This is a genomic window from Chitinophaga sp., from assembly GCF_035538455.1.
In the GTDB taxonomy this organism is placed as follows: Bacteria; Bacteroidota; Bacteroidia; order Chitinophagales; family Chitinophagaceae; genus Chitinophaga.
This window is the reverse complement of record NZ_DATLKJ010000078.1, coordinates 20391-35583: the sequence shown is the minus strand read 5'-3', so window position 1 is coordinate 35583 and position 15193 is coordinate 20391. Positions and strand designations below refer to the sequence as shown.

The window sequence follows — 15193 nt, the reverse complement described above, 5'->3', positions numbered from 1 at the left end:
TCAAATTCTAGTTCCTGACTCCTCGTTCCAGCCATCAGCAGCACTTTTCTTTGAGCTGCTGATGGCTGGAACTTTTTATGCTGAAGGTAACCACGGCTATCATTCCGATCAGGCCAGCCACAAAGACCGTAAGCCTGGCGCCGATAAGATTAGCCAGTACGCCGGTAAGTAAACTGCCTACCGGTATCATCCCCTGAAAAGCCATGATGTAGTAACTGATAGCTCTTGCGCGCATCGCCGGAACAGCATGCGTCTGTATATAGGTGTTGATTGCAGATGCCTGCGCCATCATACCCATACCGGAAAACATCATGAAGAGCAATGCCAGCGGAAGCCAGGCAGAATAAGAGAGTAGCAACAGACTCGCAGCAAATATCATACTGGCTGTGATCATGATCTTCACCAGATCCTTATCACGCTTCAGTTGGGCCATGTAAATGGCGGAAAGAACAGAGCCAAGCCCGGCGGCACTTTCAAACCAACTGAACGTCCGGGCATCGCCATTGAAAATATCTTTGGCGAAGAGTGGCATCAATGTATTGAAAGGCATCACGAACATACTGCTGACAGTCAGCATCAGCAACAGGGATGACAAATCCCTGTCCCCGGAAATATACCGGAACCCTTCCTGTAATTCACTCCAGATACTGGTTTCAGGCTTCACCATTACAGGGGTACTTATTTTCATCATCAGCAGTGAGATGACCACAGGTATATAACTGAGGAAGTTGCTGATAAAGCAGAAGTCTTCCCCAAAAGTGCTGAGCGCAATTCCCGCCAGCGCAGGACCCGCTATGCGCGCAAAGTTCACAGCGGTGGAGTTAAGTGCAATAGCGTTGGGAAGGTCTTCCCGGTCATCCACCATTTCCACCATCAGCGATTGCCGGCAGGTGACGTCGAAGGCATTTACAATGCCCTGTACCAATGAAAGTAATAAGATAGCGGGAATATTGTAACAACGCAGCAATAGCATACCGGCAAGTGCGCCGGCCTGTATCATGGCTATTACCTGCAGTTGCATAAGTAAACGGAAACGGTTATGCCGGTCTATATAACTGCCGGCGTAAGGCGACAGCAGGAGGGAAGGTATCAGGCTTACAAAACTTACAATACCCAGCAGGAGCGCAGAATTAGTTAACCGGTAAACAAGCCAGCATACAGCTGTTTTCTGCATCCAGGTGCCGATCATGGAAACAGATTGACCATAGAAGAAAAGCCGGAAATTCCGGGACTTTAAAGAACGAAGTGCATACATTTGAAAGATCTCCTTTTAATAGTCAGTTGGCGCGCTGCGCCGTTAATGATGTAGCGCAAATTTCGGCAGGAATGATATATTTGTAAAATAGATTGTTTTAATCATATTGATTAGTAAAAACGATTGATGCATGGAGCTTCGTCAACTGGGTTATTTTGTGAAAGCCGCTGAGATGTTGCATTTCACAGAGGCTGCCGCTGCGCTGTATGTAACGCAGTCCACCTTATCGCAACAGATCAGGCAACTGGAGAATGAGCTGGGCATGCCGCTGTTCGACCGCATCGGTAAACAGGTGCGGCTCACAGAAGCAGGTGGGGTATTCCTGCTGCATGCCCGTCAGATATTGCTGGACGTAGAGAAAGGAAAGCAAGCCATAGAAGATCTGCAACAGATGCTTACGGGTGAACTTCGCATAGGCGTTACGTATGCCTTCACCTCTATGTTACTGCCGGCACTGAAGTCCTTTACGGCAAAATATCCGGGTATACGCATCTTCATAGACTACGGCACCACCGACGACCTGGAAAGAAAACTCCGGTCGTCGGAGCTGGACTTTGCCCTTGTATTCCACCAGGATCAGGTACCGGGTGATTTCGACAAACAAAGGCTATTCACAGCGAAAGTAGTACTGGCCGTATCCCGGAAGCACAAGCTGGCCACACTTTCGCATATCAACCTGAAAAGCCTGCACGGCATGGAAATCGTGCTGGCTGCCAGCGGTTTCAGCTCCCGCGATTTTCTGGATGAAGTACTGAAAAAACACAACGTCATACCCGACATAAAAATAGAACTCAACGATGTACACGCGTTACTGTCGCTGGTAGAGCAGGGACACTGGCCCACACTGCTCAATGAGCAGGCGCTTACGGGATGGAAAAACCTCGTGGCAGTACCCATCGAAGACAGGGAGCTGCTGCGGTATGCCTATGTATTATGGCAGAAAGGAACCTACCGGAAGAAGGCGGCAGATCTCTTTGTAGAATCATTGGGACTTCTGGCAAAGACGTGAAGTATCTCGCAAAGGTGCAAAGAAAGCAAAGATTATTTGACTTGATAATATCCTTTGCAATCTTTGCCTTCTTTGCACCTTTGCGGGAAAAATTATTGTGCGTTTCTTAATAATATCGGATCGCAGCGGAAGTACTTGTCAAAAGTGCGTGTAAACGCAGGCAGGTCACTATAACCGATACGTTCCAGGATGCCCGACATCGGAATATCTGTACCCGCGAGCAGGTCGAAGGCGAGCGCCATTTTTTCCTGTAAAACCAGTTCCGGAATAGTAATGTGAAACTCCTGTTCGAATGGCCTTTCCAACATCGCTTTATCTACATTAAATACCTGGTGTAGCTCTTCGTGCGTATGTTGCAGATGCAGATTATGGACAATGTACTGGAATATCTCGTGCAGCAGCTGTAGCTGCACCTGGTTCATCATAATCGGATCAGGAGCAGCAAGCAGGCGTGCGTAGTTGCTGAAAAAGTCAGCTGCGTTGCGCCGGAAGAAATGTGCGGCGGGTTTACCGATATATTTGCTTTTGCGGATACGCTCTGTTATCAGTCTGCTCACCGGGTTGAGCCGGAAGGGTGCCTTGTTGATAATACGGGTAACTTCCATAATGGGAAGTGCCGCCAGCGGCCGTAAGGCCGGGAATTCCCTGGCGAGTGCCGGGAGTGCTGCCGGTTCGATGTTGATGTGAAAGCTTTCTGCATTGTCTTCGGTAGTAATGTGGGAATGCATTTCCGGCATTACGTTGAAGATGCTTACTTCTTTCTGTTGGCCCATGGCTTCATCCGCAATCATTACCGGAATGTCGTCGGAAGCGTGTAAGGCTATTACATGGTATTGTGCAAAAGGTTGCAACTGTATACCGTGGTGCATTCTGATGGAATGGAACCAGATGGAGAAGTCGCCTGTTTTAATGTTCTGGTCTAAGATTGACCCGTCGTGATCTTCCTGGTAGTAATACTTCGCATAAGGAATGAGGTGGTTATGGTAAGCTGTAGGAATTGCCTGATAAGGCGTGTACATGTAATCATCTCTCTCGATGAAGAGGCGCTTTGGCGATTTAGACATACGGGAATCGGTTTATTTTAAGAGCACTATGGAAACTATTTCATACCTCGTAGCGATGAAAGCAGCCAGCTTAACGGTGACCTGTTCTTACTGGTGGTAATCTTAGGCATCCTGCTTACCTGTTTCCAGGTGTAATGCCCATCAGGCATACCGGCCGTATTCACTTCTTTCCAGAAGGCCTGCACAGACCTGTCCTTCTCCAACATCTCATCCAGCATCTGTTCATAAGCTGCTGATATGATACCTGCCAGCTTTTCGGTCATTAACTGATATAGGCATTCAGCTTTCATCTCTTTAAAAACAGGATTTATCATATTTTGGGGTATCTTATAACTGAACTTTCTTCAGTGTCTCTCTAAGCGATTTCAGTGCATTAGCGATTTGTTTTTTTACGGTTTCTTCACTGATGTCCATAACAGCTGCAATCTCCTTTCGTGTCTTATGCTCCAGGTAAGCAAGGCGGAATGCCTGGGACTGGCGTTCCGGCAATTGCTGAATAGCTTCTTCCAGCTGATCTTTTAGTTCATTGTTCTCAAGCTTGTTGTTGGGAAGCGTGTAGTGCACAGGGCGTAACATCTGCTGCATTCTCCTCCGGCGGGTATCATCTTTCGATAACTTGTTCAGACACCTGTTCTTGATGCTGACAAACAGGAAGTTCTTCAAAGAGGCAATATTGTTAAGTTCAATCCGGTTATAAAGGGATTGCTGCCAGAAATCAATAAAAAACTCCTGCACCAGCTCCTGCGACTCCACCTCGTCTTTTAATATAGTCATGGCCGTTATTAACAGCCATTGGCGGTATGTAGTATAAAAATAATCAAATGCCTCAGGGTTACCAGTTTTCAACTGATCTAGTAGCTCAATATCGTTAGTGAAGCCATTCATGCGCGACTATGCTTAGAAGTAGTTGAAGGTTGATACATACTCAATCAGGCTGGTGTAATGCCCGCTTACAATTTAAATAAACAGAAAAATACGTTTCAAAAAATTGATACAGTGAAATAGCTCGTTGTCTCACCCCGGTAAGAATCATGCTTAATGTATATTCGGTTAGCTTGAGGGATTGGTTTTTCTAATATAAGGTAAAAATTGTTAATCAACGGTTAATCACTGACTATGATTTTTGTGATCAGAGAGATGATAATGATGCGGGAAGATAGGAGTGAAGACAGTACTGGTTTTTATAGATGCGATATGATTTTTTTTGAATGAAGATTTAGGATAATATATGTAAAATGAAACATCCCATTCAGCAATTCTGAATGGGATGTTGTCTCTAAAAGTGGTATATCAATTATCTGCCTGATCAGTATTTTATCATGCCTGTTTGCATCTGCACAAATTAGATCATACGCACAATTCTTCTCACATCTGCAGCATCAAAACCAATCACAAGAATCATCGTTTAGGTTTTCTCTTCTTAGGTTTCCCGTACTTCATCATCATCTTATCCTTATGACTGACCTTTTTGTTGGTCTTCATATTCTTAGCCAGTTTCTGATGAAAGGCAGGGCCTGCATCTTCCCGCTTGGGAACCTTCACCAGGGTATTGCGCATATGCACTTTGGGCTTTTCATCTTCTGTCAGTACATCCGAGATCACCAGGTCTTCAGGTAGCTCCATAACTGGGATAGCATAGCTCATCAGACTTTCTATCTGCTCCAGGTTTTCCGTTTCCAGATCTTTCGTGAGCAGGATGGAGATACCTTTCTTGTCCGCCCTTCCGGTACGGCCAATACGATGTATATAGTTTTCGGGTACTTCCGGCGTATCAAAGTTGATGACGTGTGTTACATCCGTTATATCCAAACCACGGGCAATAATATCTGTAGCAATGAGGAAGCGGAAAGTGCCCGCCTGGAATTGCCGCACAGTATTGAAACGGTGGTTTTGCTCTTTATTGGAATGAATGATACCTACTTTATCCGGAAAACGGGTCTGCAGCTGTTCGTACAGATCGTCCGCCAGCTGTTTGGTACCAACAAAAATGAGCGTTTTGGTCATGCTTTCATCGCGGGTAATCAGCAGCTCCAGCAGGTTGACCTTGGTATTGAAATTGGGCACCCGGTACAGCTGTTGCTCGATGTTTTCGAGCGGAGTACCTACCGGCGCGGCTTCAATCCTCGCAGGGTTGTCGAAATATATATTGATCAGTTTCTCTACATCTTCGGTAATGGTAGCAGAGAACATAAGGTTCTGCCGCTTTTCGGGCAGCAGGCCCAGGATATTCTGTATCTGTGTGCGGAAACCAAGGTTCAGCATCTCATCCACTTCGTCTATTACGAGGCGCTTTACGGCTTTCACTTTCAGCGCTCCGCTGAGTATAATATCATACAGCCTGCCCGGCGTCGCCACCAGTATATCCACTTTCTCCTGTACGGCAGCCATCTGCGGGTTCATGTTTACGCCGCCATATACACCGAGCACTTCCACGCTCATGTACGTGGTCAGCTTTTTCACGGCTTCCACTACCTGCACCACCAGCTCCCGGGTAGGTACCATAATCAATACCTGTGGGTGTTTCTCTTTCGAAAACTTGAACAGCCTTAATACGGGCAGCAGGTAGGCCATCGTTTTACCGGTACCCGTCTGCGCTATACCACAAACGTCCTGTCCGGACATGATCACTGAAAAAGCCCGCTGCTGGATGGTGGTGGGGTGTTGGTACCCCAGTTCATCCAGCGCATTCAACAAGGATGTATTCAGGTTTAAGTCGCTAAAAGTCATATTCCTTAAAAAAATATAAACGGCGAAGGTATTTAGAATTTAGAGATTTTTTATGTGGTTATTTATTTATTTGAAATGCAGCGGAGCTCAAATAACCACATAACCAAATAATCACATAACCAAATAAAAAATCTTACTTCCCCAACATTGTTTTCCGGTGCTGCAATCCCCAGTTGTGCAAGGCGTCAATAACAGGATTCAGTGTAGCAGCATATGGGGTCAGTGTATACTCCACCGTTACAGGCTGACTGTCAAACACCGTTCGCTTCAGCAACTTGTGTGTTTCTAGGTCCTTCAGCTCTTTCGACAATACCTTGGAGGTAATCTTCGGAATATTACGCTCTATCTCACGGAAACGCTTGAATCCGCGTGATATGGCAATGATAATAGGCAGCTTCCATTTTCCATTGATCACGTCCAGCGCATCACGTACAGGCATGATCACTTTCTGGCATTCCCGGTGTGGAATGCCTTCCGGACATCCTGCAGCCGGCGTTGTGGTCTTGGTCCGGATCACCGGGCTGTCCATAAGTAGTTCTTTCGTTTGCATCTCCGGCAATTGATTCTGGTGAGAGATACCAGCTTTCTTTTGGTAGACTGGTTACTTTTGGATAGCAAATATAGGTAACTTTATAAAATCATCTGCTGTATCCATAAAAACCATCACCACATCCATCATATCCATCATTGTTATAGATTTGTTCTGTAAAATTATCTGTTCGTATGTCGCTCCTTAAAAGGATCAACCCATTTTCAAGATTAAACAACGACACCGGGTTTGGCACTAACCCGACCGGCTATGGCGGCCGCTTTATCAACCGCGACGGCTCCTTCAATATCCGGAGGGAAGGACGCCCGTTTTTAGACCGTCTCAATGTATATCATGCTTTGCTGAATCTGCCCGTCTGGCAGTTTGTCTGCGCGATACTCCTGTTCTATATTACCATCAACCTCATCTACACTGGCATCTACTGCTGGATAGGACTGGAGCAATTTCAGGGTATCATTGGCAGTACCACCTGGACCCGCTTTAAAGAGATCTTTTTCTTCAGCACAGAAACCTTCACCACGGTAGGGTACGGCCGGGTGAATCCCGTTGGCGATGGTGCCAATGTAGTGGCGGCCATTGAAGCGATGTCGGGCTTCCTGTCCTTTGCGGTAGCTACTGGTCTCATCTATGGCCGCTTCTCAAGACCGAAAGCCCACCTTGTATTCAGCGATGATGCACTGATAGCCCCCTATAAAGAAGGTACCGGACTCATGTTCCGCTTTGCCTCCTACAAAGACAACCACACCCTCACCGATGTACAGGTACAGGTCACCATGGGATTGCAGATTCAGGAAAACGGTAAATCAGAATACAAGTTCTATTTCCTGCCGCTGGAAAGAGGCAAAATAGAATCATTGTCCATGAACTGGACTGTCGTGCACCCGATCGACGAAAATAGCCCGCTACTGGGCTTCACAGCCGACGATCTCGAAAATGCCGATGTGGAAGTGTATGTATTAATAAGAGGATTCAACGATGTCTATTCCAACACCGTGTTGCAACGCACTTCGTATACTTTCAGGGAAATCAAGTTCAACCGGAAGTTTGTGCCCATGTATAGAGAAAGCGATAACGGGGAAACAACTATTCTCGAATTACATAAACTGAATAAACACCACGAGTTGTAATATTTCCCGCAAAGCAGCGTAAGGAGCAAAGACCGCAAAGAATTTTTCTAAGATAGCTAAGAACTGTTTGATGGTCCGTAAATATTGTTGGGTACTACTAAACAGTCTTATTTAACTTAAAAAAATTCTTTGCGGTCTTTGCTCCTTACGCTGCTTTGCGAGAAACAACTTCCCTGTGTGAAATCATCATCAACCCAAGGTAAGTGAACAGCCCATTGATGAGCAACAGTTCCAGGCCTATCTGAAAGCTGCCGAAAATATTGCTTTGATACTTATCAATAATAAAACACAACAGAGGCGCCGCTACACATACCAATGGCACCAGTTTGTCATTCACACTCCGTTTTGACAAGATACCGAAGGCAAATAATCCCAGCAACGGGCCATATGTATAGGTGGCCAGTTTCAGGATTATGCCGATCATGCTCTGGTTGTTGATCCATTCAAACATCATTACAAAGAGCAAGAACACAAATGCCATCGTAAGATGTATGCGCTGACGGTATTTCTTCTTCTGGGCATCTGTCCAGTCCGTTCTCCGCTGCATACCCAGTATGTCGATACAGAAGGAGGAGGTGAGTGCTGTCATCGCGCCATCTGCACTGGGAAACAGTGCCGAGATCAGCGCAATAATGAATATCACAGAGATCACCGGCGGCATATGGTGCAGGGCCAGTTCAGGGAAGAGATTATCGCCGGTAGCCGCTACCTGCTGCTGCGCACCATAGAGGTGGAGCAGCCCGCCGAGGAACAGGAATAACCCGATCACAACCAGCATGATGAAGGCCAGCGATACCATATTCTTTTTAGAATCTTTCAGTGTTTTTACAGAGATGTTCTTCTGCATCATCTCCTGGTCAAGACCCGTCATCGTAATGGTGATGAAGGCGCCGGCTACTATCTGTTTCAGGAAGAATAACTTGCTGTCAGGGTCGGTGACAAAGATCCGGGTAAGCCCCTTCGCCTGCATGGCGCTGATACTTTCACCAAAGCCAAGGTTCATGGTATGCAGGATATAAAACACACAGATCACAAGCCCGGCCAGCATACAGGTAGTTTGCAAAGTATCGGTGTACACAATCGTTTTTACGCCACCCTCATAAGTATATAATAAGATCATCAGCAGGATGATGAGCGTAGTAACCCAGAACGGCACCCCGAAACTGGATAGGATAGCATTCTGCAATATCTTCACCACCAGGTACAGTCGCGCCGTAGCACCTACGGAACGGGAGAGGATGAAAAAGGAAGCCCCGGTTTTATAGGAACGCATACCAAAACGGGTACTCAGATAGTTATAAATGGAGGTAAGCTGGAGGCGGTAATATAGTGGTATCAGCACATAGGCAATAGTGACATACCCGATGAAATAACCCAGTGTGATCTGAAAGTAGGTAAAGGCATCTTTTCCCACAGCTCCCGGCACACTTACAAAGGTAACCCCGCTCAGCGAAGTGCCAATCATCCCGAATGCTACCAGCATCCAGTTACTGTTACGGTTACCAATGAAAAATGAATCGTTGTTGGAATTACGCCCCGTGTACCAGGCAACAACCAATAAAATAATAAAGTAAGCAATGACAAACGAGAATAATAATCCTGGCGACATAAATCAAATTTAATCAAGATAATACTTTCCTACCGAAAGATGCAAATGACAAAGATAATATCTGCCCGGTTGTGGTGGCAAAATATGCATTTCCATCTCCCGGAAAAATATTTGCTTTAGTCAAGTAAAATATTTGCTTCTGTCAACTAATTTTGTAATTTCATGCTGATAAACAACATCATATGTCTTCTGAAAACAATACGGTAGCAGATATACGCCATTTCAACCGCTTTTATACCGGTGTGATAGGTGTATTGGATAATCATATCTTGCAAAGCGATTATTCTCTTTCCGAAGTCAGGGTACTTTATGAAATCGGCCAGCAGGAGAAATGTACAGCCGGTTATCTGACGTCAACCCTGAAGGTAGACGGCGGGTACCTGAGCCGCATGCTCCGGAAGTTTGAAAAGGCTGCCCTCATAGCCCGGCAGCAGTCATCCGCAGATGGCCGTACCTTCTTTTTGCACCTTTCTCCCAAAGGCAGGAAGCTGATGACCATGCTCAATGAAAGATCTTCCGGTGAAATCAGTCAGTTGCTGGAGCCGCTCGCTACCCACCAGCAAGAACAGGTAGCAAGCGCGATGAAAACAATTGAAAGCATACTGACCAGCCAACCATCGCCAACTACGGATATCCATTACCGTTATGACCTCCAGCCGGGAGATATTGGTTACCTCATTCACTTGCATGGGGTGCTCTATGCCCGCGAAACAGGCTATAATCTTGAGTTCGAAGCTTATGTATGTAAAACCTTCCAGGATTTTCTGACTACCTATAACACCAGTAAGGACCGGGTGTTCCTGGCGGTAGCCGATGGCAGGATCGTGGGCGCCGTAGCGATATTAGGCGCCTCGCGCTACATGGCACAGTTGCGTTGGTTCCTGGTACATCCCGATTTCAGGGGCAGGGGACTGGGCAGGCAGCTGCTCAATATGGCTATGGCTTTCTGTCGGGAAAAGAATTATTCAAAAGTATACCTGCTCACCACCAGTATGCAGACCACCGCTATAGAAATGTATAAGAAAGCTGGCTTTCACAAAACAGGCGAGAAGTTCATGCAGCTATGGGGACAGGAAATGTACGAACAGCGCTACGAAATGGAGGTGGTTCATGCATAAAGCCGCAGCAAAACTATCTGCCCCATATGGTAAGCATCATGCTCCGCAACCCCCTGTAAAAAATAAATAGCTGGCTTCTCCGTACCCGGGAATGGCTCGAATAGCTTGTCTTCCGGGAACTTGCGCACCGTAGCGCCCATCTGCTCAAAAGAGTGCTGCAGGCGGTGTAGGGTAGCCTGCCAGTTTTCCTCCCCATGATTCTCAGGCATGTAAAAATCAGGTAGGTCACCCTCTTGCTCAGGGGCTTCATTGTATATATAGCGTTGTACACGCTGATGCCAGTATATAACGTGGTTAACGATCTGCCAGATGCAGTTGGATTCCCGCAGCCGCCTGGAAGCCTGTACTGCATCCACCCTGCTGAGATGTTCACGGAAAGTGACGTCCAGCCATGGCTTACCGTCATACAGGTTTTCTATGGAACTGGCCAGGTGGTCTGTAAGCTGCATAAAATTAATTTTTGGCTTTGCGTAATTTAATCTATTTGTACCTATTTTTAGAAGTAAAACCAAAACAAACAAACGTTATGAAGCAGGAAGAACTGGAACTGAATAAAAATGAGGATATCATGCGCCGTGCTATCAGCACCATGAAACAACGCATGGGGGTGATCGAGCAGGGCGGCGGGAAAAAGAGTCTGGAGAAAGTAAGACAACGTGGCAAGCTCACCGCCAGGGAACGTATTCAATACCTGGTAGATAAAGACACGCCCTTCACCGAAATAGGCGCCTTTGCCGGATATGAAATGTATGAAGAATATGGAGGATGCCCCGCGGGAGGTACAGTGGGCGGTATTGGCTATGTCAGCGGCCGTCAGTGCATGATCGTAGCCAACGACATGACCGTGAAAGCCGGAGCATGGTTCCCGATAACCGGCAAAAAGAACCTGCGCCTCCAGGAAATAGCCATGGAAAATCACCTGCCCGTTATATACCTGGTAGACAGCGCCGGCGTATTCCTTCCCATGCAGGACGAAATCTTCCCCGATAAAGAGCACTTTGGCCGCATCTTCCGCAACAATGCACGCATGAGCGCGATGGGCATCACCCAGATCGCAGCCGTAATGGGCAGTTGCGTAGCCGGTGGCGCTTACCTCCCCATCATGAGCGATGAAGTCCTGATGGTGGAAGGCAACGGCTCTATCTTCCTGGCAGGGCCTTATCTCGTAAAAGCCGCCATTGGAGAAGATGTAGATGCCGAAACACTGGGCGGAGCCGTAACGCACACCGAAATTTCAGGTATCGCCGACTATAAATTTAAAACAGACGAAGAATGCCTGGACCAGATAAAACGTATCGTTGGCAAGCTGGGACATACCCCCAACGCTGGTTTCGACCGCATCGCACCGGTGGCGCCGGCAAAGCCGCACGAAGAACTGGCAGGCATACTCCCCGCCGACAGCAGCCGCCCCTATGATATGCTGGACATCATCGCCCGTATCGTAGATGATTCAGCTTTTGATCAGTACAAGCAGGACTATGGCAAGAGTATCCTTTGCGGTTATGCACGAATAGATGGATGGGCCGTAGGCATCGTTGCCAACCAGCGTAAAATAGTGAAAAGCCGCAAAGGCGAAATGCAAATGGGCGGCGTTATCTATAACGACAGCGCCGACAAAGCCGCACGCTTCATCATGAACTGCAACCAGAAAAAAATTCCGCTGGTATTCCTCCAGGATGTTACCGGCTTTATGGTAGGCAGCAGAAGCGAACATGCCGGCATCATCAAAGACGGCGCAAAACTCGTAAATGCAGTATCTAATTCCGTAGTACCCAAGATAACCGTAATCATCGGTAACTCATACGGAGCAGGCAATTACGCCATGTGCGGCAAAGCCTATGATCCCCGCTTCATATATGCATGGCCTTCCGCTAAGATAGCAGTGATGGGGGGGGAACAGGCTGCCAAAACATTATTGCAGATACAAGTGGCCTCCCTCAAAGCCAAAGGGCAGGAGATCAGCCCCGAAGACGAAGCAAAACTTCTCAAAGAAATCACCGATAAATACAACAGCCAGACCACCCCTTACTATGCTGCAGCCCGCCTCTGGGTAGATGATATCATCGATCCGCTTGACACACGTCAACGTATATCCGAAAGTATCAAAGCCGCCAACAATGCACCAGTTGAACAACCATTTAACGTAGGCGTGTTCCAGGTCTGAGCAAAGCACCGGATAGTAATTGATGTAATTCAACTGATTTTTCTGACAAAAGATAAGCATGAATAACCTGTCTGATAGTATCAGATGGGTTATTCGCTTTAATAAAGCAATATGCTCTTCACTCATCAGAAAAATCAAACGAATCACACAAATCACAGTTCAGACAAAAAACAAAACTCTATCTTCGCGCAAATCTTCACACATTATAAGAAATCACAGTCGTGGAACTACACATTTATACAGACGGTGCATCGCGCGGAAATCCCGGCCCCGGCGGTTATGGGATACTGCTGATATGGGGAAAGGTAAGAAAAGAATTATCACAGGGGTATCGTAAAACCACCAACAACAGAATGGAACTGCTGGCCGTGATCACAGGACTGGAAACGCTTACACGCGAAGGACTGGATGTGATCATCTTTACAGACAGCAAGTATGTAGTTGACAGTATCGAGAAAGGATGGCTGTGGGGCTGGGTGAAAACCGGATTCAGGGATAAAAAGAATAAAGACCTCTGGACGCGCTTTATCCCACTTTATAAAAAGCACCGCGTAAAAATGCAATGGGTGAAAGGACATGCCAGCAATCCCTTCAACAATCGCTGTGATGAACTGGCTACACAAGCTGCCGATAGCGGCAACTGGCTCATTGATGAAGGCTTCGAAAGCGAAAATTAATACCAACCGAACCAATTGTTACACTGGGTTGTAGTATAGATGCATCATTGTATCTGTTATGCTCCCCTGGTTGATAGAAACGTTACAGAAATATCCTGAAATAGCAGTTATGCTTACCCTGTTGATCGGATTCCTGATAGGCAGGGTGCATATCAAAGGGTTTACATTAGGCACCGTTACTGGCGTATTATTAGTAGGTATCGCCATTGGCAGCATACATGTACAAATCCCCGGTACCGCAAAATCCATCTTCTTCCTCTTCTTCCTTTTCTGCACAGGCTATGGTATAGGCCCGCAGTTCTTTCAGGGATTGCGTAAAGATGGTTTGCCCATTGCATTGTTCTCTTTCATCGTGTGCTGCAGCAGCCTCCTGTTCTGTTGGCTTATCGCGTCTTTGCTGCATTTTGACACCGGTACTGCAGCCGGACTGATGTCCGGTGCCAACACCTGTTCCGCTATCATTGGCGTGGCATCCAACACTATTGGAGAACTGAATATCTCCGATACGGAAAAAACAACACTAATCAATCAGATACCCGTGGCATATGCAGTAACATATATCTTCGGTACGGCCGGCACCAGTTGGTTTCTGTCGGTAATTGGCCCCTGGTTTATGTCCGGCAGCCGTGCAAAGCTGATAGCAATAACCAAAGAGATGGAAGACCAGATCAGCGATCCCGTCGCAGATGGACAAGGTAATATCCGCAATGCATACGACCAGGTGGCCTTCCGGGCCTATGTTGTGAATGATGACCTGATCGGTAATGGTAAACCCGTATCGGCAATTGAGAAAGTATTGCTCGACCAAAAACAACTATTATATATTCTGAGGGTGAGGAGAGAAGGAAAGCTGATGAATGTAAGCCCGAACTTTGTGATCCTTCCCGGAGATATTATTGGCGTAGGAGGGCAGCGCAGTTCAGCAATTGCGGCAGAAGCGCTGCTGGGCAAAGAAGTAGCTGATGCAGAGCTGCTCACATTTCCGGTGCATACTGTGAACGTAGTTATCACGAACAAACGCGCAGTGAACCGGCCCATCGGAGAAGTGATCCATGAACCAGAGTTGCATGGGGTTAGTGTGAGGAAGATTACCCGCGCTGGTATCGAAATACCACTGAGCGGTCACACCATACTCCAGAAAGGCGATGTAGCAGAATTGGTGGCCATACAGCAGGAGCTGGACGCTGCGGTGTCTATACTTGGTTATAAAGAACGCACTGGCGTGGAAACAGATATTGTGTACCTCGCAGGCGGTATTGTACTAGGCACACTCGTGGGTGCATTGAGTGTCCGTATTGGTAATGTGCCGCTTGAATTAAGTACCAGCGGAGGCGCGCTGCTGGCGGGTTTATTCTTCGGCTGGCTGCGTGGCGTGAATCCGCGCTTCGGCTATATCCCGCCCTCAGCACAATGGGTATTGTCGAAGTTGGGACTACATGTCTTTATCGCTATCGTAGGACTCACGTCCAGTGAAGGTTTTGTGAGTGGATTGAAAGAAGAAGGACTCACCCTGTTTCTGGCAGGCCTCGTACTAAGTCTGCTGCCAATGGTGCTGGCACTCTTTCTGTCGAAATACATTTTTAAATTTCATCCGGCTATCGGACTGGGAGCCTGTGCTGGCGCACACGATGAGTCGGCGCCCTTGCTGGCCGTACAGGACGCTCTCAACAGTAAAGTGCCTGCGCTGGGTTATACAGTGGCTTATGCAGTAGCTAATATCACGCTCACCGCTTCCGGTGTCGTGATCGTTTTGCTGATGCATAAAGGCGGATGATCTGCTGATGAAGATTACCGCTGATCATTTAATAGTTGCAAAAACTATATGCAGATCCTATTTTTGTCTTGATATGTAAAACCATGTAATTCCAAAATCTTTTACTGCATTGACTTTAT

The 15193-nt window shown here is 47.0% G+C and carries 14 protein-coding genes; 6 read left to right on the top strand and 8 right to left on the bottom strand.

Features of this window, described 5'->3' with window-relative positions; genetic code table 11:
- Window positions 1-34: 34 nt before the first annotated feature.
- Window positions 35-1255 (bottom strand): MFS transporter, encoded by a 1221-nt coding sequence (locus VM802_RS08880; protein WP_325529478.1) that lies wholly within the window; start codon window positions 1253-1255, stop codon window positions 35-37.
- 130 nt (window positions 1256-1385) lie between these two features.
- On the opposite strand from VM802_RS08880, the gene VM802_RS08875 reads away from it, so the two are divergent.
- Window positions 1386-2264 carry a LysR substrate-binding domain-containing protein gene (locus tag VM802_RS08875; protein ID WP_325529477.1) on the top strand — a complete coding sequence of 293 codons (879 nt, stop codon included), beginning with the start codon at window positions 1386-1388 and terminating at the stop codon, window positions 2262-2264.
- A 92-nt stretch (window positions 2265-2356) separates the two neighbouring features.
- On the opposite strand, the gene VM802_RS08870 is transcribed toward VM802_RS08875, so the two are convergent.
- The 5 genes from VM802_RS08870 to VM802_RS08850 all read right to left on the bottom strand — a co-directional run bounded on the left by VM802_RS08870 (window position 2357) and on the right by VM802_RS08850 (window position 6605).
- Window positions 2357-3328 carry a helix-turn-helix domain-containing protein gene (locus tag VM802_RS08870; RefSeq protein ID WP_325529476.1) on the bottom strand — a complete coding sequence of 324 codons (972 nt, stop codon included), beginning with the start codon at window positions 3326-3328 and terminating at the stop codon, window positions 2357-2359.
- Window positions 3329-3363: 35 nt separating this feature from the next.
- Entirely contained in the window at window positions 3364-3618 is a 255-nt protein-coding gene (locus VM802_RS08865) for a hypothetical protein (RefSeq protein ID WP_325529475.1), read from the bottom strand.
- Between the two features lie 37 nt (window positions 3619-3655).
- The gene (locus VM802_RS08860) at window positions 3656-4213 is read right to left on the bottom strand and encodes an RNA polymerase sigma factor (RefSeq protein ID WP_325529474.1); all 558 of its coding nucleotides are present in this window, start codon (window positions 4211-4213) and stop codon (window positions 3656-3658) included.
- Window positions 4214-4726: 513 nt separating this feature from the next.
- Window positions 4727-6055, bottom strand: a complete 1329-nt coding sequence (locus VM802_RS08855) for a DEAD/DEAH box helicase (RefSeq protein WP_325529473.1) — start codon at window positions 6053-6055, stop codon at window positions 4727-4729.
- Window positions 6056-6188: 133 nt separating this feature from the next.
- On the bottom strand, window positions 6189-6605 hold the full coding sequence (locus VM802_RS08850; RefSeq protein ID WP_325529472.1) for a winged helix-turn-helix transcriptional regulator: 417 nt from the start codon (window positions 6603-6605) through the stop codon (window positions 6189-6191).
- 173 nt (window positions 6606-6778) lie between these two features.
- On the opposite strand from VM802_RS08850, the gene VM802_RS08845 reads away from it, so the two are divergent.
- Complete coding sequence (locus VM802_RS08845) at window positions 6779-7732, top strand: ion channel (protein WP_325529471.1); 954 nt, start codon at window positions 6779-6781, stop codon at window positions 7730-7732.
- A 145-nt stretch (window positions 7733-7877) separates the two neighbouring features.
- On the opposite strand, the gene VM802_RS08840 is transcribed toward VM802_RS08845, so the two are convergent.
- Window positions 7878-9341 carry a sodium:solute symporter gene (locus tag VM802_RS08840; RefSeq protein ID WP_325529470.1) on the bottom strand — a complete coding sequence of 488 codons (1464 nt, stop codon included), beginning with the start codon at window positions 9339-9341 and terminating at the stop codon, window positions 7878-7880.
- 182 nt (window positions 9342-9523) lie between these two features.
- Between VM802_RS08840 and VM802_RS08835 the strand changes: the two genes are divergently transcribed.
- Window positions 9524-10459 carry a bifunctional helix-turn-helix transcriptional regulator/GNAT family N-acetyltransferase gene (locus VM802_RS08835; RefSeq protein WP_325529469.1) on the top strand — a complete coding sequence of 312 codons (936 nt, stop codon included), beginning with the start codon at window positions 9524-9526 and terminating at the stop codon, window positions 10457-10459.
- Here VM802_RS08835 and VM802_RS08830 read toward each other — a convergent pair.
- The gene (locus VM802_RS08830; protein ID WP_325529468.1) at window positions 10450-10908 is read right to left on the bottom strand and encodes a DinB family protein; all 459 of its coding nucleotides are present in this window, start codon (window positions 10906-10908) and stop codon (window positions 10450-10452) included. The two genes, VM802_RS08835 and VM802_RS08830, sit on opposite strands and share 10 nt — an antisense overlap.
- Window positions 10909-10985: 77 nt before the next feature.
- Here VM802_RS08830 and VM802_RS08825 point away from each other — a divergent pair, with 77 nt between their 5' ends.
- The 3 genes from VM802_RS08825 (at window position 10986) to aspT (ending at window position 15074) form a co-directional block, all read left to right on the top strand.
- Window positions 10986-12623, top strand: coding sequence for an acyl-CoA carboxylase subunit beta (locus VM802_RS08825; RefSeq protein ID WP_325529467.1), 1638 nt, complete (start codon window positions 10986-10988; stop codon window positions 12621-12623).
- A 221-nt stretch (window positions 12624-12844) separates the two neighbouring features.
- Window positions 12845-13300, top strand: a complete 456-nt coding sequence (gene rnhA, locus VM802_RS08820; RefSeq protein ID WP_325529466.1) for a ribonuclease HI — start codon at window positions 12845-12847, stop codon at window positions 13298-13300.
- 58 nt (window positions 13301-13358) lie between these two features.
- A complete protein-coding gene (gene aspT / locus VM802_RS08815; RefSeq protein ID WP_325529465.1) occupies window positions 13359-15074 on the top strand; it encodes an aspartate-alanine antiporter in 1716 nt (571 codons plus the stop codon).
- Window positions 15075-15193 lie beyond the last annotated feature (119 nt).

Coding starts and splice junctions, on each gene's coding strand:
- VM802_RS08880 (WP_325529478.1), bottom strand. CDS start 1,255: ATGTATGCACTTCGTTCTTTAAAGTCCCGGAATTTCCGGCTTTTCTTC.
- VM802_RS08875 (WP_325529477.1), top strand. CDS start 1,386: ATGGAGCTTCGTCAACTGGGTTATTTTGTGAAAGCCGCTGAGATGTTG.
- VM802_RS08870 (WP_325529476.1), bottom strand. CDS start 3,328: ATGTCTAAATCGCCAAAGCGCCTCTTCATCGAGAGAGATGATTACATG.
- VM802_RS08865 (WP_325529475.1), bottom strand. CDS start 3,618: ATGAAAGCTGAATGCCTATATCAGTTAATGACCGAAAAGCTGGCAGGT.
- VM802_RS08860 (WP_325529474.1), bottom strand. CDS start 4,213: ATGAATGGCTTCACTAACGATATTGAGCTACTAGATCAGTTGAAAACT.
- VM802_RS08855 (WP_325529473.1), bottom strand. CDS start 6,055: ATGACTTTTAGCGACTTAAACCTGAATACATCCTTGTTGAATGCGCTG.
- VM802_RS08850 (WP_325529472.1), bottom strand. CDS start 6,605: ATGCAAACGAAAGAACTACTTATGGACAGCCCGGTGATCCGGACCAAG.
- VM802_RS08845 (WP_325529471.1), top strand. CDS start 6,779: ATGTCGCTCCTTAAAAGGATCAACCCATTTTCAAGATTAAACAACGAC.
- VM802_RS08840 (WP_325529470.1), bottom strand. CDS start 9,341: ATGTCGCCAGGATTATTATTCTCGTTTGTCATTGCTTACTTTATTATT.
- VM802_RS08835 (WP_325529469.1), top strand. CDS start 9,524: ATGTCTTCTGAAAACAATACGGTAGCAGATATACGCCATTTCAACCGC.
- VM802_RS08830 (WP_325529468.1), bottom strand. CDS start 10,908: ATGCAGCTTACAGACCACCTGGCCAGTTCCATAGAAAACCTGTATGAC.
- VM802_RS08825 (WP_325529467.1), top strand. CDS start 10,986: ATGAAGCAGGAAGAACTGGAACTGAATAAAAATGAGGATATCATGCGC.
- aspT (WP_325529465.1), top strand. CDS start 13,359: ATGCTCCCCTGGTTGATAGAAACGTTACAGAAATATCCTGAAATAGCA.